Raw genomic sequence first — 25,455 nt, forward strand, 5'->3', positions numbered from 1 at the left:
AGGAGCAAACGCGCATGAGGCAGATTCTGAATTTCAATACCGAGTGGTCCTTCTACGACCGCGACCTGCCGCAGTGCCGCGCGAAGCAAGATCCAAGCGAGTCGCATGAGGTTGTCCATCTACCTCATGCGAACAAGCTCGTTCCCCATCACTATTTCGGCGAGGCCGAGTATCAGTTCGTGTCCTGGTACCGCCGCCCGTTCGGCGTTCCGGCCGAATGGAGAGGGCGCAGGCTGATCGTGGAATTCGATGGCGTGATGTCGGTCGCCGAGGTGTTCGTTAACGGGATTCCCGTCGGCGGACACCTCGGCGGTTATACATCGTTTGCTATCGATATCACGGATGCCGCGGAGATCGGAGAACGAAACGTGCTTGCGGTCAGGGTCGATTCGACTCGCCAGGAGGACGTGCCGCCCGAAGGGCGCTTGGTCGATTACATGCTGTTCGGCGGAATTTACCGCGACGTTCGTATGATCGTGACCGGGCAGACGTATATCGATTGGGCGGATCATGCTTGGCCGGAGGCAGGGACGGAGCGGGCTACGCTGGCATCCGGATATCGGATCGTTCATTCCGGCGAAACCGCGGTCGCTGCCGAACTTACTCGGGAGGTCCTTGATCGCGAAGGCCGGGTCGTGAATACGTTCTCGACGATCTGCGAGCTCGAGCCCGGGGCTTCGGAGCTTCGGCTTCCTTCGGGCGACATGCGCGATCCTCGGCTATGGAGCTTGGACGATCCGTATTTATATGAAGTCGTCACGCGCTTGCGGGTCATCGACGGGGAACGGAAGGACGGAATACCGGATGAGGTACGGACGCGCGTCGGCATTCGCAGCGCGGAGTTCCGCAAGGACAGCGGATTTTATCTGAACGGCGAAAGGCTAAAGCTGCGCGGGCTGAACCGCCACCAAACGTACCCTTACGTAGGCGGCGCGATGTGCGATCGGGGACAACGCGCGGATGCCGATCTGCTGAAGTTCGAGCTCGGCCTGAACTTCGTTCGTTCCTCCCACTATCCCGCCGACCCGTCGTTCCTCGATCGCTGCGACGAAATCGGTTTGCTCGTGTTCGAAGAAATGCCGGGCTGGCAATTCATCGGCGACGAAGCTTGGCAAGAGGTTGCCTTGCGGCACGTAGAGGAGATGATCGTTCGCGATCGCAATCACCCTTCGATCTTCTTGTGGGGCGTTCGGATTAACGAATCCGGGGATAACGGCGGCTTCTACCGGCGGACGAACGAACTGGCGCGGAATCTGGATCCTTCGCGTCCGACGGGAGGCGTTCGAGCGTTTCGCGATAGCGAAATGCTGGAGGACGTGTTCACGTACAACGACTTCACGCGCAATCGGGAAGGCATCGTGCTGCCGCCGAACCAGACGCCGTATTTGATCACCGAATACATGGGCCATATGTACCCGACGAAAGCCTACGATAGCGTCGAACGGCTGATCAAGCATGCTCTCGGCCATGCGAAAATCCAGAATTCCCAATACGGCGATCCCGGCATCGCCGGCGCCGCGGGCTGGTGCGCCTTCGATTACAATACGCATCGGGACTTCGGTTCCGGCGATCGCATCTGCTACCACGGCGTGTGCGATCTATTCCGGTTGCCGAAGTTCGCCGCGCATTTCTACCGAAGCCAGCAGGCTCCGTCCTCCGGAGGCGCGTACGTCTTTATCGCCAGATATCTCGTGCCTTCGTTCAACGAGGATTACGGGGACGTCGTTCCCGTGTTCACCAACTGCGAGGAAGCGGAGCTGTTCGTGAACGGGGAAAAAGCCGCGACGGGGCGGCCCGATTACGTCGGTTATCCGAGTCTGCCTTTCCCGCCGATCGTGTTCCAAGGCTGCAATTGGTGGGAGTGGGGAGCGAGCATGGTATCGAGCCTGAAAGTCGTCGGCAAGATCGGGGGGGTTCCTTCGGCAGAACACGAGATTTTCCCATTCGGGCTCCCGTCCCGACTGTCTCTGCAAGCCGATGCCTCGGAATTGATCGCCGACGGTTCGGATTGCGCGCGGGTCATCGTTCGGCTTCAGGACGACCGGGGACAGACGCTTCATCTCTCTCGCCATGCGGTGAGCTTCCGAATAGAAGGTCCGGGCAGGCTTATCGGCGAGAATCCGTTCGTGCTGGAAGCGGGGCGTGGCGGGGTTTACGTACAGGCAAGCAGAGAGCCGGGAACGATTCGGCTGTTCGCGCGGGCGATCGGGTTGAACGGGCTTGCCGAAGCCGAGATAGAGATCGGCGTATCCCGGATGCGCGAGAGTATCGTTCCAGTGAGCGTTCGATAGCGGTTTGCGATTCCGGGACAACGCGTCATTGCCGCCAAGGTTGGGCGAAACGACCCTTGTCCGTGCGGAAGCGGGAAGAAATATAAGAAATGTTGCGGTGTACAATGAACTAGGCTCGACCGGATAGTCGAAATCGCGTTGATCGCACGGCAGGGAAAGCGGGAGAAATCTACAATATTGATTTCGATAAATAACTTTACAGCGATCCAAGCACCCGGAGATTTTTAAAGGCGTTTATGCGCCTTTTAGAATCTGCTACGGGTGCTTCATGCTATAATGGAAATAGATAGCGCTTTCACACCTTCGCACCAACCCGCACCGCACAGAAATGGAGAAGAGCCCATGAAGATCTTGGCTTACTACCGCTCGCGTAAATATTTTATGCGGATGCTCCTTTCTTTCACTTTATTGGTCTCTATTCTCCTGATTACCTGCTGTTCCTTGCTCTACTCCTACGCGAAGAACACGGCGATGGATCTGCAGCAGGAATCTACCCGCAAAGTGCTCCGCCAAGTCAATTACAACATCGACAATTTGTACGAGACAGTGGCCAACCTGACCGTGTCCACCTTCTCGGACCGCGATATCTCCGTACTCATGCAGACCCGGGACATCGAGATTTTCGAATTGTACAACCGGCTTCAGAAATTCGACTACGTCACGAACACCAACCTCTTCGTAGATTCCATGATCATTTACAATGCTCACAACAGCTGCTACTACCTCTCGACGCGCTCTATTCCGATGCAATGCGAACCCGGCGACCAGGACAACGTTCTGAAAACGTATTTAGGCAGTCACCCGCAGGTCGAGAACATGAAACTCGTACCGATCTCGGTCCGCGAGGGGGATCAGGACCGCCAAATCATCGCCATGTTCAAGCAGGTGCAAGGCAGCGTGCTCATGGTGAACGTCAAGACGCAGTGGATTTTCGATAACGTCCGGGCGATCAACGATTTAGCCGACCGCATGCTGGGCGAGATCGTCATCATGGATGCGGGCAACACGCTGTTATCGATGCAACAAGAAGGTCAAACCGAGGATGACATTCGGGATATGACCGACGAAATCCGGTCGCGGGGCGGTTCGGAAGGCAATTTTACGTTCGGAAGCGGCAAAGACAAGAAAATGGTCATGTACATTACTTCCAACGCGACCGGATGGAAGCTGGCGGGCATCCAATCGTACCAGGTCATTTTCGGAAGCCTCAGCCGGATCGGTACTTATTCCTTGTTCCTGCTGCTTTGTTTTATTTTCCTGTCGATGATGGCCTCAACGATTATTTCCATGCGGCTCTACAAGCCGATCGGCAGCCTGATTCAATCGATTCGCGGCGTTTCGGGGAGCTCAGACGGATTTGGCAGCGGAAGGGATGAACTAAGCTTCCTCACCTCCTTCAACCAGAGAATGCTCGAAAACCTGGCGAAGCTGGAGACGGGAAAAAAAGCGACCGAGTCGATCGCGAAAGATTACTTGCTCCGCCGCCTGCTGCTCGAGAGAAAACAAATGAACTCGAACGAAGTCATGGAGCAGGTTCGCGAGCACGATCTCAAAATTGCTGTCGAGAACGCCGTCTACATTGTCTGCCTGGTCATGATTTGCGACCTTCCAATCAACCGGACGTCGGAGGAGCAGAACCTGCTGAAGTTCGCCGTACGCAACATCGCGGAAGAAATTCTGGGCCAAGCCGCCATGAACGAGAGCCTCGCTCTCGGCGACGACACGATCGCGCTGTTGCTATCGGCTTCATCTGCCCAAGCCAAATCCATGGAAACCGGTATTCTCGACTTGATCGGCAAATTCCGGGACATCCTCAGAAGCTATTACGGCATCGAGATCGGCGTGTCCGTCAGCGCCGCCGTTCCCCATCGCGATCGGATCGGCGAGGCGTACGAACAGGCGCTACTTCAGTTCGAGTACCGCATGATTTACGGCAAGACCGCGCTGCTGACGCACAATACGGTCTCCCAGAACGAGCGAAACGCGGAAACGCAAATCGATTATCAGACGGAGAAGAAATGGCTCGAAAACGTGAGAAGCGGCAACATGGGCAAAATCGAAGCGCAGTTCATGGAAATTTTCAAAGAGTTGTCCGCCTTCCGCCACGATCATCTGCTGCAAAACCTGCAATATTTGACGGCGATTACCGTTAACATGCTTAAGGAAATGAACGTGGACAAGGCGCCTTCCGTAAAAGCTTCGCTGCTGTCGTTTAACCGGAGGGTGCTGGAGCAGGAGACGCTGGACGATGTTCTGGTCGTGTATATGAGGCTATTCCAAGAAATCGCGGACTCCCGACAGACAAGCACGGAAGACAAAAACCGGATTTTGGCCGAGGCTCTCAAGGAGGCCGTGGAGAAGCATTATGCGGACCCGAACCTGAGTCTGCAATTCCTGGCATCCAAGCTCAAGATGAGCAGCGCCCACATCAGCAAAGTATTCCGGCAATGCGAACCCGTTTCGCTGAACGACTACATCAACAAAGTCCGCATTACGCACGCCATCGAACAGCTGCAGAACACCGACCAGACCATATCGCAGATCATGTACAACGTCGGTTTCGTCAGCGAAAGCTATTTTTATAAAATGTTCAAAACGACTTTCGGACTCACGCCGCGGGAGTTCCGCACCAGGCAAATCCTCAACCATGAATGATCCCGGCATTTCGGAATAATGACGCTCGTCCAGGGGAGATGTCTTAAATGAGGAAATCCATCCGGTTCGGAAAAATAGGGTTCGGAGCGCTTGTCGCCTTGACCGTTGCCGCCAGCGCCTGCACGAACGGCAATGACAATACGGCCCCGTCCGCTTCGAATTCTGCCGTATCGGAGCTGCAACCGGTCGAATTGACCTGGTATTATCCGCAGCCGAACGCCCAGCCTGATTTGGAAGCGGTGGAAGAAGCGGTTAACCAAATTATCCGGCCGAAAATCAACGCGACGATCAAGCTGAAACCGATCGATTTCGGCGAGTACGATCAGAGAATGAACACGGTGGCCGCATCCGGCGAAGCTTTCGACATTGCCTGGACGGCAAACTGGTTATTCGATTACGTCGGCAACGTGAACAAAGGCGTCTTCCTGCCGCTCGACGACTTGCTGCCCCGCTACGCGCCCGAATTGCAAACCGCGCTTCCCGATTTCATGTGGGAGCAAGTGAAGGTAGGCGGTAAAATTTACGGGGTACCGAACTATCAGAGCGTAACGGGGAGGGAAGGCTACATCGTCCCGAAGGAATACGCCGACCCATACGAGCTGGATATTTCCTCGATCAAGAAGTTCGAAGACATCGAGCCTTTCCTCGCGCAAATCAAGCAAAACAACCCCGGAGTCTCCCCGCTCGTCATGGATCGCAACGGCATGTTCGGTTACCTCGTCCATTCGCAGGGAATCGGGACGCTGCCGATCACTAGCAATCCTCCGATCGGAATGTACGACAATGACGTTTCCCTAAAGCTGTTAAACGTATACGCTTCGCCGGAATATGCGCATTACCTGGATGTCGTCCGAGCGTGGTACTTAAAAGGGTATATCAACAAAGACGCTCCGACGATCAAAGCCGTTGACGAACTAGCCAAATCGGGCAAGGGAGTCGTAACGTTCTCCCTCAGTCTGAATCCCGGATCGGAGACGATCCTCAGCAACGGCAGATATGGCGGAAAGCCGATCCTATACGTGCCGTTGACCGATTTTCTCATCGACTCTAACCCCGGCATCTCCACGGTAAACGCTATCGGCGCGAATTCCAAAAACCCCGAGCGAGCGATGATGTTTCTGAATATGGTCAACTCGGACAAGGAGCTCTTTAACACGCTGGCTTACGGGGTCGAAGGCAAACACTATAGCAAAGTCGGAGAGAACACGATCAAAATCAACGATAAATGCGGATATAACCCCCATTCCTCATTCGTGTATGGCAATACGTTCAACGGCTTTCTTTTGGAAGGTCAGTCCCCCGATATTTATGAGGTTCAGAAAAAAACGAACGAACAAACCAAGCCGACCTTGGTCGCGGGTTTTAAATTCGACGCAAGCCCTGTCGCAACCGAGATCGCCAACGTGCAGTCCGTGCTCGATGAATACTTGCCGGGCTTGAATACCGGTGCGGTAGATCCGGCTAAGAAACTGCCGGATTTCCTCGACCGTCTGCAGAAGGCGGGCATCGATAAGTTTCTGCAGGAAGCCCAGAAGCAGATCGACGCCTGGAAGATGGCCAAGTAAGCAGGATTTTCCAATAAGATGCGACCAAACCGATCCCCTTGGGGGTCGGTTTTTTTCGTTGCAACAGGCACCTTGCGATCAACTTTTATCGTTCTGAGCAGAAAAACGCCAATTGAACAGTCGCTTTGTTCAGAAATGCGCGGAATCAACAGTAGGACGACGGCGCCCTACCCGCCATACTGTTAGCGAGAAGGCATCCCAATGCAGAGCGGAGGTGGTCAGGATGATGAACTACTATGTTTCTTTGAACGGCAGCGACAGCAACGACGGCGCTTCTGTGCAATCGCCTTTCCGGACGATCGGGCAAGCCGCAAGTCTCGTTGAGCCCGGCGATACGGTATACATTCGCGGAGGGACATATCGCGAGACGATAACTCCCGCGAACGGCGGCACGGCAGACCGTCCGATCAAGTTCCGGGCCTACGAAGGCGAGGATGTGCTGATCTCGGGCTTGGATGTCCTGCCTACGGATTGGACCCGGTATTCTGAAGAAATCTATTATACGGATTGCAAAATGAATCTGGAAGATCAGAATGCCGTATTCGTAGACGGCGAGAGCATGGTGTATGCGAGGTGGCCCAATAAAACCGGCTCCAGCCCGATGACGAACGACGGAGCGGAAGTCGACGACGGTACCTTGACGAGCATTACGGATGCCGATATGCCGAATCCGTTCCCGGGTTTTTACGACGGGGCCGTCGTATGGTGCATTGCCGGAGCCAAATGGAAGGCTTGGGGAACGACCATAGAAAGCAGCGGGAACGGAACGATCCGCTTCGCGATCCCCGGGGATATGGGCGATTATCATAATCCGGGCGACACGACCAGAGGAGATCGCAACTATTATTATATCGCCGGCAAGCTGGAGCTTCTCGATGCCGAGAAGGAATGGTTTTACGATTCGAATATTTCCAGGCTGTATCTCTACGCGCCCGGCGGAGGAAACCCCGCCTTCAGAACTGTGGAGATCAAAGCCAGAGTCCTGGCGATCGATTTAACCGGCAAATCCTATATTCATATCCAGGGAATTCACATCAAGGGCGCGTCGATGATCATAACCGGCGATCACAACTTGGTCGATGGGATGACCGCCTCCCATCTCTTCTCCCATAACGCCAGGGGAATGTACCATACCCACCCGGCGACTGCCAACGGCATTCGCATCACGGGAAGCCATAATACGGTTCAAAACGGAGATTTCGGTTATAGCGACGGGAACATCTTCCTGATCGACGCCGGAGCGGACAATGTCATTACGAATAATTACATCCATGACGGCGATCTGAACGGATGTTATGACGCCCTCATTCGGCTGGAAGACAATTCCGACGATCATGGCTTTACGACGATCACCTATAACACCCTGTACAATACCGGGAGATCGGCAGTCCATTTCATCCGGCCGGCCCGTTTCGAGCACAACGAGGTATATGGAACGAACATCGTGGGCGACGACGGCTCGGCGATCTATATGGGCAGCGATCTGTTGCACTCCACGGTCGCTTACAATATCGTCCACGATATTTATTGGCAAAGCGGAAGCCGGGCGGGCGTCGTGTCCGGCATCTATATGGACGGCGGCGCCCACAATGCGATCGCGCATCACAACGTCGTTTACAATATCGGACAAGATGCGGCGTTTCGCATGAACGCTCCGACGGAAGGCGGGAGACATCTTTACAATAATACGACTTATAACACGCCGGAGCCGTTCGTTACGACGTGGGGCGAGCCCGAATTCGCGGAAGACAACAATTTGCACAATCCGGATGCGTCCAATTTCGTGAACGTCGAGGAACGCGACTTCCGCCTTGCACCAGGATCCGGCGCGATCGACGCCGGCAACGTGCACTCGCCCTGGACGGATGGCTTTACGGGCAACGCTCCTGATAAGGGAGCCTATGAGTACGGCGGCGAGCCATGGAAAGCGGGGGTGCAGGCAATTGAATAAGGACTTGAACTTGCATCTCGAACCTGCCGAACGTAAAAGAGGATTTGCCTTGCCGGGGAGGCGGGCTACGGAAAAAGTCCAGCTGTTTTTGCTAGGACTGCCCATTCTCTTGCTGGTTTTCATTTTTCAATACGTTCCGCTTTTGGGCTGGATTCTCGCGTTCTACAATTACAAACCCGGCATTCCGTTAGCCAAAACGCCGTTCGTCGGCTTGAAGTTTTTTCGACTGCTCTTCGAGTCGGGCGGGACCGATCTGATCAACTCCATTGTCAATACGTTGGCGTTCTTCGGTTTGAACCTTCTTACGAGCCCGCTGCCGGTTATTTTCGCTATTCTGATGTTCGAGGTATCAAGCACCCGATTCCGAAGGTTCGTACAGACGATCATTACGCTTCCCCACTTCGTAAGCTGGGTCATCGTGTTTTCGCTGGCGTTTACGATCTTCTCGAATGACGGCTTGCTGAATCAGATACTGCTTCGTATGAACCTGATCCAGGAGCCGACGAACTTGCTCGGCAACAGCGACGCGGTATGGGTCTTCCAAACGTGCGTAGCCTTGTGGAAAGGCCTCGGGTGGGGAACGATCATTTACCTGGCGGCCATCGTCGGGATCGACCAGGAATTGTACGACGCGGCTGCCGTGGACGGAGCGGGCCGATTCCGTAAAATCATGCATGTGACCGTACCCGGCGTGGCTCCGACTTATGTCGTTCTCCTGATCTTGGGAATATCCAACATTCTCTCGGTCGGGATGGAGCAGTATTTGGTCTTCTATAACGGGCTGGTTGCGGACAAAATCACGGTGCTGGATCTTTATCTCTACCGAACGGGCGTATTGGGCATCGATTACTCGTATGCCACGGCTCTGGGCATGTCGAAGTCGTTGATCGGCATCGTTCTGCTGTTTCTCGCCAACGGCCTAGCTAAAAAAGTGAGAGGGCAGGGGATCGTATGAGAGAGGGTCGGAAAGCGCTGACTGCCGGAAAGAAGACAGCCGTATCGGATATCGCCTTTCAGACGGTGAATTACACCCTCTTGATCTTGCTCATGGCGGCCTGCATTTACCCTTTCTACTATATTTTCATTTACTCCATCAGCGATTCCAAAATGGCCATGACCGGAATCACGCTGATTCCGAAAGGCTTTACTCTTGTGTCCTACAGCAAAGTGTTCGTCATCGAAGGGATCGGGAACGGAGCGTTGATATCCGTCGCAAGGACGGTATTGGGGACGGCTTTGACGGTTTTCGTATGCTCGCTGTTCGCCTATTTGATGACCTTGCAGCAGTTCCCGTTGAGAAAAGTATTTTATCGTTATTTGATCATCACGCTCTATTTTAACGCCGGACTGATTCCCTGGTATATCTGGATGCGCCAATTGCATTTGAACAACAACTTTCTGCTCTATATTCTGCCGGGCGCCGTCAACGCTTTTTATATCATCCTCATGAAAACCTACTTCGAGCAATTGCCCAAATCGTTGGAAGAGTCGGCCAAAATCGATGGAGCCGGTTACTTTACGATCTATTGGAAAATCATCATCCCGACCTCCACTTCCATTATTGCCACGATAGCCGTGTTCACGGCGGTCGACCAATGGAACTCCTGGTTTGACAATTACATTCTCGTTAGCGACAAAAAGCTGAATACGCTCCAGTACCTTCTGTACAACTACATCACCTCGGCATCCGCGCTTTCGCGTCAAAGCGGAATGGAGATCAACAGGGGAGGGGCCAATGCCGTCTATATGACCCCGGATACCGTCAGGATGACGATCACCATGGTGATCACCTTTCCCATTCTCTGCGTCTATCCGTTCCTGCAAAAATATTTCGTGAAGGGCATTATGCTAGGCGCAATTAAAGGCTGACGACGGATTATTCGGCGCTACGGCGCCGTTAATCAAATATGAAACGACACGGGAGGAATCGCATTGAAAAAGGGGAATGCAATCAAGGGTATCCTGACGGCTATGCTTGTCATGATGCTCCTGGTAACGGCGGCCTGCTCGAAAGGGAACAACGGGGGAAACTCCGCGTCCCCGTCCGACAGCGCTTCGCCCAGCGAAACGGCTAGCGCTTCGCCGAGCTCGTCCGCTTCGGAGGAACCGTCGCAGGAAACGAAAGAGCCGATTAAGCTGACGATGCTGGTCAGCCAAAAGCCGCCGGTCGATTTCAAGGATACGGAAGTCGGCCAGGAAATCCAGAAACGATTCGGCATCACCATCGAATGGGTGGATGCGGAAGACGAGAAGATCAAGGTCATGCTGGCTTCGGGCGACTTTCCGGACATCGTCATGCTGAAGCCCGAGTATCAGGCCAGATTGATCGAGGGCGGTCAAGTCTACGCGATGGACGACTACCTGGACGCGTACGGCAAGAATATAACCGCCAACGTACCGAAAGTCGTCGATTTCATGAGGAAGTTCCGCAGCAACGGCACGAATAAGCTGTACTTCCTGCCGGTGAACTCGGGTCCGGATATGATGGGCTTCGAAGCGAGCCTTGGCGTGAACACGAGGTGGGATTACTACAAGGAGCTCGGCTTCCCGGCCATCAAGAACGAAGACGATTTGCTGGCCATGCTGAAGCAAATGCAGGAGAAGCATCCGAAGACGGACGACGGCCAGAAGGTGTATGGCGTCGGGTTCTGGAACGATTGGGGATTGTGGGATTATTACATGCCGATGGCCATCACGAACGGTTTTTCCAACTGGGGGCCGAACGGATATTTGGTCAAACAAGACACGAACGAAATCATCAACAACTACACGAATCCCGACAGTCCATTGTGGAAGACGGTCTCCTTCTATTACAAAGCGAAAAAGATGGGCTTGGTCGATCCGGACTCCTTCACGATGAAATCCGGGGATTTCCAGGCCAAGATGGCCAACGGCACGATTCTGTATGCGCCTGCCAGCTGGTTTAACGGCGATTTCAACGGAAAAAACAATGCAGCCATGAAAGGCTATGCCGTCATTCCGATGGAAGGCGGATACCAATGGAACGGCGCCGACCAACTCGGTTGGTTCGACAAATCGCTGGGCATTTCCAAAAAGAACAAATATCCGGAAAGAACGATGGAATTGCTGGATTTCCTTTGGTCGTTCGAGGGGAACCGACTCGCTTACAGCGGCGTCCAAGGCGTGCATTGGGATGTTGTTGACGGGGCGCCAACGCTCACCGAAATGATGGTCAAAGCGCAAACCGAGAACGGCGACGTGTGGAGGAAGACCGGCGTGCGCGGAGCGCAAACGGGCATCATGTCAGGTCTGGGCAACTTCGTCGTCGATCCGGAAGACAACACGGAAGTCGACTTGTTCAGCTCGGCCAAGTCTTTCGAAAAGCAGCTCACTCCATTGACCAAAGACTTCAGCGAGCATTACGGTGTGAAGTATCCCGCGGAAATCTTCCTGAAAAACGTGGAAGAAGGGAAATCGATCAACCAGAAAAACATGGATACGCGCATCTCGGCCGCTCTTCCGAACACGCCGGACGATATCGCGAGAATCGATTCCAAGTTGGATGAACTGATGACGAAAGCGGTCGCCAAAGCCATTAACGCGAAATCGGATGCCGACTTTGATTCCGTCAAGCAGAAAACGATGGACAATCTGAAGTCGAACGGCGTGGATCAGTCCAACGACTATTGGATGAAAACCTGGGAGGATACGAAAGCAGCCGTAAATAAATAATTCGACAAACCGGGCATAAGTGAGAGCAAGAAGCACGTATGTCCGGTTTTTTTACGTAGATCCCCCAAGGAAGGGGTGATGCCTATGATTGTCGATCGGAAACAACTGTAATTCTGACGCAAAAATCCAAAAAACGAGGAGGTTTTATGATGTTAATCGTAAGAAGATGGAATGCCACAAAACAGTTGGCCTTATGCATGGCACTGCTGCTTGCTGTTTCGATTGCTTCCGTGTTGGCGCCTTCCGTCGCGCATGCCGCCGCCACCTACTACGTGGCGACGACCGGCAGCGACTCCAACAATGGCACGTCGCTTGGCACGCCCTTCAAGACGATTCAAAAAGCGGCAAGCGTGGCGGTAGCCGGAGACACGGTCAACATCCGTGCCGGGACATACCGCGAGACCGTCTCGCCCGCCAACAACGGGACTTCGGCCAGTCCGATCGTCTTCCAGAATTACTCGGGAGAGAGCGTCACGATCTCCGGCTTGGACGCCGTAACTTCCGCTTGGACGCAGTATTCGGGCAATATCTACTACACCAACACCACCATGAGCCTGGGAGATCAAGATGCCGTATTCGTCGATGGCGCTCCCATGACTTATGCAAGGTGGCCCAACAAAACCGGCGCAAGCCCGATGACCAACGATGGCGCGATGATCGGCAGCGGAAGCTTGACCAGCATCACCGACTCGGGTATGCCTAATCAAGGTTCAGGCTATTACAACGGCGGCATCGTGTGGTTTATCGCAGGAGCGAAATGGACCGCGCATGGGGCCACAATAACGGGAAGCGGTAGCGGCACGGTCAACTTTACGATTCCGGGAGACATGGGCAGCGAACATAATCCGGGCGACATCTCCAGGGGCGACAGAAATTATTACTATTTGGCCGGCAAGCTGGGTCTTCTCGATGTCGCCAAAGAATGGTTCTACGATTCGGGAACCGGAAGACTGTATCTGTACGTTCCCGGAGGCGGCAGTCCTTCCTCCCATACGGTGGAAGTGAAGAAAAGAGTCCAGGCCATCGATCTGACGAACAAATCGTACATTCAATTCAAGGGAATCAACATCAAAGGAGCGGAGATGAAAATCACCGGCAGCAATAACGTGATTGACGGAATGACCGCCTCCTACGTCTTTTCCCACAATGCCAGAGGAATGGCTCACACGCACCCGGTTACGGATGACGGGATCCACATTACGGGAAGCAACAACACGATCAAGAACGGCGACTTCGGCTTCAGCGACGGAAACGTGTTCCTTATCGATGCCGGAAGCAACAACCTGATCACGAACAATTACATTCACGACGGCGACGCGAACGGCAGCTACGATGCTCTGATCCGACTAGAGGACAATTTCAATGACCGCAACTGGACGGATATCACCTTCAACACGATGTACAAGACGGGCAGATCGGCCATCCACTTCATCCGTCCGGCCCATTTCAAGTACAACGAAGTTTACAACACGAACATCGTCTCGGATGACGGTGCCGGTATCTACCTCGGAAGCGACCTGATCGGTCCGGGAGGCAAATTGTCCGAGATCGCCTACAACATTGTCCACGATGTCTACTGGCAAAGCGGATCGAGGGTGGGAGTTACTCCGGGCATCTATATGGACGGAGGCACTTATAACGCGGTCGCGCATCACAATGTCGTATATAATATCGGGCAGGACGGCGCTTTCCGCATGAACGGGCCGTCGAACAACACCTATCTTTACAACAACACGACCTATAACACGCCTGCAACGTTAGTCGCCAACTGCTGTTCACCGACGTATTCGCAGGATAACAATTTCCACAATCAGGCGGTCTCCAATTTCGTCGATGCGGCCAATCATAATTTCCGTCTCGTATCCGGATCAAGCGCGATCAATACCGGGGTCGTGCATTCGCCTTGGACGGACGGATACGCGGGCAGCGCGCCGGACAAAGGCGCATATGAACTCGGCGGCACGGATTGGACCGCGGGAGTCAACGGATCGGCCGGCGGCGGCGGATCCGGCGGACCGACAGGATACACGTTCTGCGCGAAAGAGCATGACACGTGCAGTCTGACCGGAACGAATAATATCGCTTACGGAGGAAACGGTATATTCGCCTATGGAGACAAGACGGGCAGCTTCGGTTGCGATAACGGACTGTTCGGAGATCCGGCTCCAGGCGTGGAAAAGTCTTGTTACTATAAATCTTCGTCGTCTTCCGGGTCGGCCTCTTATGAAGCCGAAGCGTCGGGCAATACGTTGGCCGGCGGCGCAAACGCAAATGCTTGTACCGCTTGTTCGGGCGGTATGAAGGTTGGCGGCGTGGGCAACAATTCCGGCACGCTGCAATTTAACGGCATTAACAGTGCCTCTGCCGGAACAAAGACGCTGACGATCTATTATACGAACGGCGACGCAACCGCGAGAACCGGACTGATGAGCGTCAACGGAGGAACCGGCGTGAGCGTCAGCTTCCCGCCCACGGGAAGCTTTACGACGGTTGGCACGGTCACCGTGAGTGTCGCATTGAACGCGGGTTCCGGCAACACCATCAAGTTTTATACCGTGAATGCGGGGGTATGGTGCCCGGATTTCGACAAGATTAACGTTTAATAGGCCCGTGACTCCGGAACGTTGACGGATCCATTCAGCCGGGATTACCCGGCTGAATTTTCCGTTATAGACCCGGCATGGTTTGCGATTAACAGATGCGGGAAAAGGAGCGGGACGGAAAATGAGGACGATGAACAGAGAGCAACGGTTGCAAACCTGGTACCGGGAAGCGCGAATCGGATTGTTCGTGCATTGGGGCATGCACACGGGGGAGCATGAGGCGGATCCTTTCGGACCCGATGTGCGCTATCCGTATGAAACCGTGGAAGCTTTCGAATCCGCGGCGGAGCAGGCCGGTTGGGATGCTTCAAAGTGGATCGGAACGGCCAAGCGCCTACGCGCCCAATATATGACGCTGGGGACTTTTCATTGCCAATTGGGTTATCTGAAAGCTTGGCATTCGCGAATATCCGGCAGCCGGAGCACGAAACGGGATTTCCTGAAGGAGATTCTCGATGCTGCAGAGCCGGAGGGCATCCGGGTCATCATTTATATTAACCGCGATTCGAAAAACGCCTTTCACGGCGGAGTAGAATGGTTGGATCGGGAAGCCTACCGCGATTATAAAAACGATGAATCCGTCGACATTTGGTCCCGTGAGGGCTATCTTGCCTACAGCATCGAAGTGATGGAAGAATTGCTGGAGAACTATCCCCGCATCGCGGGTTTCTGGTTCGACGGGTATCATGACAAGCGCGAGGCGCAGGAAGTATTTGCAAAGCTTCACCGGGTGCGGAGCGACCTGATTCTTATTAACAACGACTTCAGCAGCGGTCCCGTGGAAGACGAGGACGTGATGTCGCTCGAGGACTTCGGCAAATTATGCGAGCCGGAATTCGACTGGGCCAGCGGCATGTGGGTCGGACCGGGAGACAAGGAAGTGGTGTTCAAGACGAAATGGGACTGGTGGTACGTCGGGGAAGGGAAACCGCATTGGGATAGCTATGCGTTGAACTTCGAAAGCGTGCCGGACAATGCCTCGACCGTCAAACGGATCGTCTCGGCGGCCGGATCGTCCTGGAACGCGAACCTCGGTTTCGGTCCCAAAATCGGAGGAGATTTTCCGGAAGTACTCGAAGATTTTGTCGCGCATTTCGACCGTTATATGTCGTGGGCCTCCGAATCCATCTACGGTACGGTCGGAGGCGGTTATGACCGGGGAGGTTTTCCTCCGGGTTATTGGAACGAAGGCGCATTCGGCGTCACGACGCTCGTTCCCGGCGAGGAAACGCATTATCTGCACGTCTTGACTCCCCCGTTCGGACATCGACTGACGCTACCGGATGCGGGGTACGAGGTAACATCGGCGACAGATTTGAAAACGGGGGCCGCGCTATCGTTCGGGCAGCACGATGGGCGCTTGACGATCGAAGTTTCTTCTTGGGAAACCGCGGAAACCGACGGGGATTTGATCATCAAGCTGACGACGGTGCAAGCCCGTCGCATCGTGCCGCCGTATCGCATGACGGCGAGCGCGACGTCGGATATGCCGTATCAGCCCGCCGCGTTTGTGCTGGACGGAAATTATAACACTTGTTTCCGCAGCGCCTACGCGATCGCGTGGCCGCAGTCGCTGACGCTGAGTCTTGTAGACCGGCAGAAGATTACGGGCTTGTGTCTGACGCAGCCGGAAACCGGACCGGTGAAAAGCGGCGGGTTTGCCGCTCCCTTGAACGAGCGCCTCAAGGCTTTCGAAGTGCATGTGAGCGACGACGGAGTCCATTGGGGCGAACCGGTCGCAGCTGGCGAATTACGCAATCAGCGCGGCATGCAAGTCATCCTTTGGGAACCGGTGACCGCTTCGCAGGTTCGGTTTACGGCAAAGAACAATCATGGCGGAACAGGCACGTTTCAGGTAATCGGCATGGATGTCGTAACGGCATCCGCGGAGTAATTACATCGCTTTGGGGTCATTCTTCCAGAATCGTTCAAGGATCATAGTCAGCAAAGTGGCAACTAGCAGCCCGTTGCCGAGCGCGTACTGCATGGCGACCGGAAGCCCAGGCAGCGGAGAAGCCGCTAAGAGAGTGAACCCGATACCAATGATCATCCCGATTCCCAGAATCGTCAACTGTCGTTGTGTTTGCACGACTCGCGACAACGATTGGAACGAGTGTCCTGTCATTTGCACGAACGTAGCCAATGAGACCGCGCTGGCTACGGATGTAGGCAGCTGGGCAAGGAAATGAACGATCGAAGGCACGATAGCGATCGCGGAAAGCGCTAGGCAGGCGAGGATGAAAGGCATTCTTCTCGTTTGCCCCGTCATTCTGATAAAGCTTGCCGTTGTGGGAAGAGGGACGATGCCGATGGCGGAAAACAATGCCGAGAGCCCGTGGGATATTCCTCCGATCATACTGCTGCGGTTGTATACGTCTTTGCCGGCGGGTTCCTTCCTCGGGACGGCTTGTTGGGTAGCCGATATGGCCGCAACGAGGTTGGAAACGAGGATAAGCGTAAACAACGTGGCAGTTAATGCCATGCCTGGATTCAGTTCCGGTATTCCCCATGCCCCAATGTCGGGCAGTTTGATCCATGCGTCCGGATTCGAGCCTGTATCGGCAACGCCGCCGTAAGCCAAAGCCTGAAGCGCCCAGCCGCCCACGATACCTAGCAGTACCGCATAGCTGCGTGTCCAACCTTTGCCTTTAATATTCAAGAAAACCACGGCTCCGAATACCGTTAAAGAGATCAGGATGGTTCCGTAATCCACGGACCCCTGATCTTCTTTTAAGCCAAACATGCCTTTGAGGAACACTCCGCTGAGCTGCAAAGATAAAAGGAACAAAAACGTATTCGTTACGAGCGGAGTAAACAGGTTAAGCAGCTTATAGAAGAGACCGAAAATCCCAAGCGCGAACAACAGCGCGCCAGCTAGCAGCAGCCCGCCCTCCAGAAGCTGTAACGCTTCTTTCGGGGATTGGCCTTGGTTCGCGGCCATGCCGGCCATCATAATAAACACGCTTACCCATGAACCCGCGGGTCCGTCGACGATCGGAAATCGATGCCCGAGTACCGCTTGCAGCATCGAACTGATTCCGACAACGAAAAATGTTCGTTGCATCAACGATGCGACTTCATCCTGAGAAAAATGGAATATTCCTCCAATGACAATCGGGAGCGCAACGGAACTCGCCGTCATAAATACAATCCACTGTAGAACGCTCAAATGAACGCCAATCCGATAATTTCTTATTTTCACTCTTCATTGCACTTCCTATGATGTGTATTAGATTAAGCCCCTGCGTCTACTAACAACCGCTCGATGGCCGTATAATGATGTGCCCTTGCATGTTCTAACGGCGTAACCCCATTCGTATCGGGGATTCTGACATCGGCACCGTATTCAATCAGCATTTTGATCACTTGCTGTTGCTTTTCCCCGCCATTACTTAATAGGATCGCTTCCAACAACGCGGTCCATCCTAAGTCGTTAACATGATTAACGTTAACTTTCGATCGGGTAAGCAGTTCCTTAACGACTTCTACATACCCGTGTTCCGACGCGGGAATAAGCGCTGTTCCTCCGTAACGATTCGTGATTGATGGATCCGCCCCGGCGTCGATCATTAACTTCACGATTTCGAGCAAGCCTTCCGCGCCGGCGTATAAGAATGGATTATCCAATTTATCGTCTTGCAGATTGATGTCCGCCCCTGCTTCGATCAACGCTCTAACCGAATCCACCTTATTGCCTTGCGTGGCAGCTAGAATAGGAGTTCGCCCATTTTCATCCCTTGTATTGATATCCGCGCCATCTTTGATCCATTGCATTACTTTATTTGTATCCCCGTTAGCTGCTGCCCGAACGAGCGATTCATTCATTGACGACACATCCTCATCGACTAATCGTGCATGTTGTTGACATCCTGTTAGCATCCAAATACAAACGAAAATCAATAGATACCGCATAGAGGTTATCTTCTTTCTCCCGAGAGTACTTCCATGGTATCATTTCAATACGCAAACGAAAAATATTTATTAAGTTCGGTTTCCATATGTTTATCCTTTGGAAAGGGGTCGTTTCTTCAATGGATATTCGCCAACTTCGCTATTTCATTGCGATTGCCGAAGAGAAGCAGATTACCGCAGCCGCCCAAAGATTGCACATGACGCAGCCCCCGCTTGGCCAACAATTGAAGATCATGGAGCAAGAGCTCGGAGTCCAGCTTGTAAATAGAACCGGTAAAGTATTAGAACTGACAGACGCAGGACAGGAGCTGTACAAGCATGCGCTTCACATAACGAAGCTCTTGGAACAATCGGAGACCGCCGTGAGGGAAATCGGCAGGGGGACGCGAGGCAAATTGAGGATAGGCGTTAACACGTTGTCTTCCGCTCAATTACCTCAATTGTTGCGTACGTTTAATGCTCGCTATCCCGGGGTGACGTATAAAATACAACAGAACGAATCCGCACAGCTGCTTCGGCTCATTAGAGAACACGCCATCGAACTGGCCCTCGTGCGGCTCCCGTTGGAATTAAGCGATTTTGAAGTGATAAGCCTTCAGCATGAGCCCTTTTATTTTGTTGCCGCCAACGCCTTCGAAATGGAAACGAAAAAAGTCACATACGCCGATATCCAGCGTTATCCGCTCATTTTGCCTAGTACGGAAGGGCATGGGCTGTATCAAAGTATCCTCGATCAATTTACCGAGCGCGGTTTGCTTGCCAACGTAATCGGGGAATGTTCGGACATCGTAACGTTATTGGAGTGGGTATCTACCGGGAATGGCACAACGATCGTGCCGGAATCCATTCTTCGATTACATCGGGAGTATCAATTTCAATCTTATGAGATCGCTGACAGTCAGTTGAAATTCGCGACCGGATTAATCTGGCTTAAAGATCGTTATTTGTCAAAAGCGGCACAGCAATTCATCGAGATTATTAAGGAGATCAAGTAACGACCCGAGCGATTAGAAACGCCGTTCCTATCTATAGGAGCGGCGTTTTTTGCAATGAACTGAATAATTTTAGCGCGCATTTCGCAAAATAAACTTATTCATCACCGTTGACAGTGGGAGCCTATTAGGGGCTCCTTCTTTTAATTCAAATTTTATTAAGGAGATAGGGCATGGACTTTACCTTTCCTAACTTGATCAAGAGGGCCTATGCCACTCCTAGTCTTAGGCAAAATATTTTCAACAAGGGCATGATTTTCTTATATTGCGATTACTCTGGCGACGACGTGCATAAAGACTGCGGTTTAGCTTGCTGCTTTGTCAATAACAGGACCATCAATGTGATCGCCAAAAAAATAGCGTTCGAGCATCAAGGGGATTCCGTTTACGGCGAATTATTGGCAATTGCCTACAGTCTTGAAAGTCTTGGAGAAGCATTATCGGAACATCGTCCGAAATCCGTCGTTTTATTTACGGACTGTAGCTGCATAGCGCGGCTGCTATCAAAAAATCATTTCTCTAAGCCCTATTACGAAGAGATAAGAAACCAAATCACGGCATCTCTCATGGAGCTGAAAATGAGGTTCCCCGAAGTCGAAGTTAGAGCGAAATACATCAGTAATCACAAAAAGAATAATGTATTGCATAAGATGGCGCACATAGCGGCTAGGAAGGTTATCGGAAAGTGAGCTGCAATAATCGAAAAGTGGCGGTCCGGGAATTTTCCTGGACCGCCACTTTTCGGAATAAGAGGGTTGCCACATTGGAAAATTAGTCGCAAAATAAGGCAGAGCATTTCCGGAACATAGTCAGAGCGATGTTATTGCGTATTCGGCAACTAGAGAGGCAGGCGGAGAAACCCGTGTCCATCCGAATGAAGCTTACGGATTATTACTACTCCTTGTCCATCAAGAAAAAAATCACGCTATCGTTCACGCTGGCGTTATCTCTGCTGATCATCCTGCTTGCGATAATCGCGTTTCGCATCTCTTCGGGAATCCTGATCGACAAAGCGATCGAGAATACGGCGCAAAATCTGAAGCTGGTATCGGAGAAGCTGGAGATCATTTTCGATAACGCGGAAAACTACTCCAAAATCGCGATCACCAACAGCACGATCCAAGAGGTGATCAGCGAGCCGCAGACGACGAACGAGCTGGAAAAATACAATAAATACTACGCCATGCAAGAGTCGTTACGCAATATCGTGGATGCCAAAACGTTCGTCGATGCCCTGATCGTATATGACCTTCATGGGAACATTTACGATTCAGGAAATTTGGCAAGCATCCGCAATGTCAGCGAGGATTACTTCAAGAAATTCGCCAATTCCATGTACGGGCTCGAATGGCTGAATACCCACGCGAGCAATTATTTGAAAGGAAACGACGGCCGCAACGTCATTTCCTTGTTCCAGAAGTTTAATTCCGCCAAAACAGGCGTACCCCTGGGTCTAATCCAGCTCTCCATCGACGAAAGATACATAGCCAACCAGTATTCCAATATCAATATCGGGACCAGCGGGAATATTTTCATCGTGAACAAGAACGGAATCGTGGCCTCCGATCCCCGCAAGGACAAGCTTTATACCTCGATCGGCAATTCCGATTATTTTCCTTGGGCTCTCCGCAACGAAGGCGGTAAAGTATTTCAAATGGACGGACAAAATTATTTGGTCGTCTCCCGAAGCTACCCGCGGTTCGATTGGGTCATCATCGGAATCGTTCCGATCCACGAGATTACGAAAGACAACCAGGTTCTGACCGAGAAATTCATCGGAATCGGCGCCTTGTTCGTGTTGGTTGCGCTGATTCTCACCTTTCTGATCACCAGATCGATCACGAGTCCCCTGAATGTCATTAAGAAAACGGTACGCGACGTGCAAGAGGGCAATCTCGACGTTAAGCTGAACATCAAGTCGAGGGACGAGATCGGCGCCTTGGCCAAGGAATTCAACAAGATGGTCGGCAATACGAAGCTGTTAATGAATAACATCATCGAAGAGCAGAAGCAGAAGAGGGAATACGAGCTTGCCGTCATGCAGTCGCAGATTAACCCGCATTTCCTATACAACACGCTGGAGAGCATATGCGGTCTTGCCGATTTGAAAAGAAACGCGGATGTCGTTAAAATCGTTAATCAACTGGCCCACTTTTATCGAGGGGTGCTCAGCAAAGGCAGCGCGATCATCACGATGGAAGATGAGATCGTGATTACGCAAACGTATTTGGAAATTTTGAAAATACGTTACGGAGACCAAATGACCTATGCGCTGGACATCGATCCGGTCGTCTATCAGTACAAGACGATCAAGCTGCTGCTTCAACCGATTGTAGAAAATTCCATCTATCACGGCTTGAAGAATAAAAGGGGCAAAGGCCATATCGACATTAAAGGCAGAGTCAAGGAAGATCGGTTGATTCTCTCCATTAGCGATAACGGGGTCGGTATCCCGGAGGAAAAACGGGATAATCTCTTCAATGAGCGCGATAGTCTTCAGGATAAAAACAAAGATAAAGGCGGGTTCGGGCTAAAGGTGACGGACGAGCGGATCAAGCTGTATTTCGGTCCGGAATACGGGCTTGAAATCCACAGCGTATTCGGGGAAGGCACGACGGTTACGATTACGCTGCCGACGCTCGAGAAGGAAGGAGATGCGGAATGATCAAAGTCCTAATTATCGACGATGAATATTTAGTTAGGGAACGATTAAAAATAGCCGTGGAATGGGGCGAGATCGGTTATGAAATCGCGGGAGAAGCGGCTAACGGGGAAGATGCGTTAATGATGCTCGAGCATATCCCGGCCCAGCTCGCGATCGTCGACATCAATATGCCAATTATCGACGGCTTGGCCTTCGCTCAAGCCGCCCGGATCAGCCACCCGGATTTGAAAATCATCATTCTGACCGGCTACAGCAGCTTTGAATATGCGAAAACCGCTATTCAAGCGGGCGTGTCCGATTACCTGCTGAAGCCGATTAACATGGATGAGTTGCTGCAAGTGTTACTCCGTCTACGGGACCGTATCGAGTCGGATACGCGGCAGAAGCATCTGAACGCGCATACGCACATGAGCATGCTGGAAAGCGACAGCATCCTGAAGCGCAACTTTCTTCAATCTTGCCTGGAGGGTGCCGTCACGGAGCGGGATCAAGAGAAATGGCTGACGTACTGCCCGAAGCTGTTGCGAGATTTGCTGTTCGTCGTCGCCTTCAGCATCGACAAAGTCGGCGCGGAGGATAGTCCCTTGTGGAAAAGGTTCGCGGCGGCGAATATAAGCGGCGAAGTTTTCGCGGAGAACGGGTTCCTGCATTTCGAATCGACGTACGACGAGGAAGATAGAGTCGTTCTGATGGTCGGGATGCCGGAAGACTATTCCGCGGAGGAAGGACTCGGCCTATTATCGAAGGTAAGTTCGGATGCGGTTCAGGCGATAAGAAAGTTTCTGAAGTTTACGGTGACGGCCGGAATCGGACCCGGCGTAGCAAGCTTCGCTAACCTAACGACATCTTACAGGGAATCTGTCAGGGCGATCCGGCACAAAACGATCTACGGAGGCGACAGGGTCATCCGTTGGGATGAGCTTCCGAACAAGAAAATAGCGGACGACCTTTCCTATATCCGGGAAAATATGATGCACGAATTAAGATTAGGGGATGCCGGTGCGGTTCAAGATCAGCTGCATAAATGTTTCGAATCGTTGAAGGCCAATCGGCAACCGGTGGAAATGCTTTATTCGATCCTCTACGAGCTGATGGTAACTTTGAATATATTCGCCGCGGAAAACAAAATCGATGACGATGCGACGATAAGCGATCCGTTTAATCCGATGCGGCTTGCGGACAAGCTGGAGACGATAGAAGCAATCGAGCGCTGGGTAAGCGACGAATATTCGAACGTGCTAGCTCGCGCCAGTAGCGTAAAGCAATCGACTCCCGCCAAGCTGGCCGGTAAAGCCAAGCAATACATCGACGATCATTACGCCGACGCGGAGATGGATTTGGCGGAGATCGCCGGAAGCGTCTTCGTCAATCCCAGCTACCTTAGCCGAATATTCAAAAACGAGCTCGGTTATTCCGTCGTCGAATATTTAACCCGGCGCAGAATGGCGAAAGCTAAAGAATTAATAGAGCAAGGCTGCAAAAATCTTTATTTCATCGCGGAATCGGTCGGATACAAAGACACGCATTATTTCAGCAAATGCTTCAAAAAGCATTACAGCGTTTCCCCCTCCAAATTTATCCCGCCCGAATAACGAATGTTAAAAATATTCCCCCTGCCGTAAAGATATTGCATTTCCAGCGAGGAGTGCCCCCCCTATAATAACGTTATGTCCGGCCGACAAAACGTTTCATCGAATGTATCCGCATACAACAAAGGGGAGGCAATCCAACATGAACAAAAAAATGCTTTCGTTCGCGCTTGTTTCTATTCTAGCCATGTCGTCGGTTCTGGCCGCATGCGGAAACTCGAAAAACAACTCCAACTCATCGGAACCTGCATCAAGCGCGGGCGCCAAAGATGAAAAAGTGACGTTAAGAATTATGACCCGTTCGGCAGGTACAAGTCCGACCGTAACGGCTTATCAAGGTTTGCTGAAAAAGTTCATGGAAGAAAACCCTAACATTACGGTCGTCGACGAATCGTTAAACGACGAAGCCGCTTTTAACAATAAGTTCAAAACGGGTTTGGCTACCGGGAATTTGCCGGATATCTGGATGAACTATGGCGGAGAAGCCTTTAAAGAATATGCGAAAAACGTGGCCTTGGACCTGCAGCCGTACCTGGACGAGGATACGAAATGGGCAGGAGATTTCTTGCCGCTGCTCGGCACATGGCAATATAAAGACGTACCGGGAACGTTCGGCGTTCCGACCGAATTTTATAGCGTAGCGATTTATTATAATAAAGAGCTATTCGAGAAAGCGGGCGCGGAAGTGCCTAAATCGGTGGAGGATTTCCCGGCGCTGGTCGAGAAGTTCAAAGCCGTTGGCGCAGTGCCGATGGCTATGGGAGAAAAAGAAAACTTCCGCGGAGGCCATCTGATCACGAACCTGTCGCTTAAGAAATACGGCTTCCAGAAAACGCAAGATTTGAACAGCGGCGCAGCGAAATGGAGCGATCCTGAAACGGTTTCCTTGCTGCAAACGATGAAAGATTGGCAAGATGCCGGCGTATTCGGCAAAAACATCGTAACGATGGACGGCAATACGGCAACAACGATGTTCCTTGAAGGCAAAAGCGCCATGATTTTCGAAGGCGTATGGGCGTTGTCCCAAATGGCGGCTTCCCCGATCAAGGACAAGATTGGCGTCATCGCGTTCCCGGGTTACAAAGACAAACCGGAATTGAAAGACAACTGGTTCGGCGGAGCGGGCGGATACTCGGTATCCAAAGCGGTTACCGGCGCCAAGAAAGATGCGACGATCAAATTGCTGAAATATTTGACTTCGATCGAAGCGTTTCAAACGTATTTGAAAGAAACCGGCGGCGGCGTCTATCCGGTGAAGATGGACGTAGATCCGGCTTCGGTAGATCCCGTTACGGTGCAATATATGGAGGCTCTTAAAGGGGCTACCGACTTCAAAGGCGAAATTACGGAATACAGCCCGATCACGCAGCTGTTGGACAAAACCCGCAATGAAATCCAAGGGATGTTCGCAGGTAATAGTCCGCAAAAAACAGGGGATGCGATCCAGAGGTTCGTTGACTCCAATACGAAATAATTAAACGTTACACTCCCATCATACCGCCTGTCTCTCGGGCGGTATGATCTATTCCGGGTCGGATT

General features: G+C 52.4%; 16 protein-coding genes and 1 pseudogene. 15 read left to right on the forward strand and 2 right to left on the reverse strand.

Features of this window, described 5'->3' with window-relative positions; genetic code table 11:
* Positions 1-14: 14 nt before the first annotated feature.
* The 10 genes and pseudogenes from D7Z26_RS18725 (at position 15) to D7Z26_RS18770 (ending at position 16,652) form a co-directional block, all read left to right on the forward strand.
* Positions 15-2,291, forward strand: coding sequence for a glycoside hydrolase family 2 TIM barrel-domain containing protein (locus D7Z26_RS18725; protein ID WP_120978550.1), 2,277 nt, complete (start codon positions 15-17; stop codon positions 2,289-2,291).
* A 36-nt stretch (positions 2,292-2,327) separates the two neighbouring features.
* Positions 2,328-2,399 (forward strand): annotated as a pseudogene (locus tag D7Z26_RS18730) (SEC-C metal-binding domain-containing protein); the annotation flags it as partial.
* 234 nt (positions 2,400-2,633) lie between these two features.
* Positions 2,634-4,946 (forward strand): helix-turn-helix domain-containing protein, encoded by a 2,313-nt coding sequence (locus tag D7Z26_RS18735; RefSeq protein ID WP_158602371.1) that lies wholly within the window; start codon positions 2,634-2,636, stop codon positions 4,944-4,946.
* A 47-nt stretch (positions 4,947-4,993) separates the two neighbouring features.
* Complete coding sequence (locus D7Z26_RS18740) at positions 4,994-6,511, forward strand: ABC transporter substrate-binding protein (protein WP_120978552.1); 1,518 nt, start codon at positions 4,994-4,996, stop codon at positions 6,509-6,511.
* Between the two features lie 223 nt (positions 6,512-6,734).
* Positions 6,735-8,462, forward strand: a complete 1,728-nt coding sequence (locus D7Z26_RS18745; protein ID WP_120978553.1) for a right-handed parallel beta-helix repeat-containing protein — start codon at positions 6,735-6,737, stop codon at positions 8,460-8,462.
* On the forward strand, positions 8,455-9,417 hold the full coding sequence (locus D7Z26_RS18750) for an ABC transporter permease (protein ID WP_233567044.1): 963 nt from the start codon (positions 8,455-8,457) through the stop codon (positions 9,415-9,417). The genes D7Z26_RS18745 and D7Z26_RS18750 overlap by 8 nt, the downstream gene beginning before the upstream one ends.
* Positions 9,414-10,331 (forward strand): carbohydrate ABC transporter permease, encoded by a 918-nt coding sequence (locus tag D7Z26_RS18755; RefSeq protein ID WP_120978555.1) that lies wholly within the window; start codon positions 9,414-9,416, stop codon positions 10,329-10,331. Before D7Z26_RS18750 ends, D7Z26_RS18755 begins: the two co-directional genes overlap by 4 nt.
* Positions 10,332-10,394: 63 nt before the next feature.
* The gene (locus D7Z26_RS18760; protein WP_120978556.1) at positions 10,395-12,155 is read left to right on the forward strand and encodes a type 2 periplasmic-binding domain-containing protein; all 1,761 of its coding nucleotides are present in this window, start codon (positions 10,395-10,397) and stop codon (positions 12,153-12,155) included.
* Between the two features lie 149 nt (positions 12,156-12,304).
* The gene (locus D7Z26_RS18765) at positions 12,305-14,758 is read left to right on the forward strand and encodes a hypothetical protein (protein ID WP_120978557.1); all 2,454 of its coding nucleotides are present in this window, start codon (positions 12,305-12,307) and stop codon (positions 14,756-14,758) included.
* A 121-nt stretch (positions 14,759-14,879) separates the two neighbouring features.
* Positions 14,880-16,652: an alpha-L-fucosidase gene (locus D7Z26_RS18770; protein WP_120978558.1), complete on the forward strand. Its 1,773-nt coding sequence runs from the start codon at positions 14,880-14,882 to the stop codon at positions 16,650-16,652.
* On the opposite strand, the gene D7Z26_RS18775 is transcribed toward D7Z26_RS18770, so the two are convergent.
* Both D7Z26_RS18775 and D7Z26_RS18780 read right to left on the reverse strand, forming a co-directional pair.
* Positions 16,653-17,954: a purine/pyrimidine permease gene (locus D7Z26_RS18775; protein WP_120978835.1), complete on the reverse strand. Its 1,302-nt coding sequence runs from the start codon at positions 17,952-17,954 to the stop codon at positions 16,653-16,655.
* Positions 17,955-17,992: 38 nt separating this feature from the next.
* Positions 17,993-18,670 carry an ankyrin repeat domain-containing protein gene (locus D7Z26_RS18780; protein WP_120978559.1) on the reverse strand — a complete coding sequence of 226 codons (678 nt, stop codon included), beginning with the start codon at positions 18,668-18,670 and terminating at the stop codon, positions 17,993-17,995.
* Between the two features lie 119 nt (positions 18,671-18,789).
* Here D7Z26_RS18780 and D7Z26_RS18785 point away from each other — a divergent pair, with 119 nt between their 5' ends.
* From D7Z26_RS18785 to D7Z26_RS18805, 5 genes are all read left to right on the forward strand, one after another.
* A complete protein-coding gene (locus tag D7Z26_RS18785; protein ID WP_120978560.1) occupies positions 18,790-19,665 on the forward strand; it encodes a LysR family transcriptional regulator in 876 nt (291 codons plus the stop codon).
* Between the two features lie 170 nt (positions 19,666-19,835).
* On the forward strand, positions 19,836-20,351 hold the full coding sequence (locus D7Z26_RS18790; protein WP_120978561.1) for a hypothetical protein: 516 nt from the start codon (positions 19,836-19,838) through the stop codon (positions 20,349-20,351).
* A 173-nt stretch (positions 20,352-20,524) separates the two neighbouring features.
* On the forward strand, positions 20,525-22,327 hold the full coding sequence (locus tag D7Z26_RS18795) for a sensor histidine kinase (protein ID WP_233567046.1): 1,803 nt from the start codon (positions 20,525-20,527) through the stop codon (positions 22,325-22,327).
* Entirely contained in the window at positions 22,324-23,919 is a 1,596-nt protein-coding gene (locus D7Z26_RS18800; RefSeq protein WP_120978562.1) for a response regulator transcription factor, read from the forward strand. Before D7Z26_RS18795 ends, D7Z26_RS18800 begins: the two co-directional genes overlap by 4 nt.
* Before the next feature lie 139 nt (positions 23,920-24,058).
* Positions 24,059-25,390 carry an ABC transporter substrate-binding protein gene (locus D7Z26_RS18805; protein ID WP_120978563.1) on the forward strand — a complete coding sequence of 444 codons (1,332 nt, stop codon included), beginning with the start codon at positions 24,059-24,061 and terminating at the stop codon, positions 25,388-25,390.
* Positions 25,391-25,455: the final 65 nt, after the last annotated feature.

It is taken from the genome of Cohnella endophytica (assembly GCF_003628305.1).
Lineage (GTDB): Bacteria > Bacillota > Bacilli > Paenibacillales > Paenibacillaceae > Cohnella > Cohnella endophytica.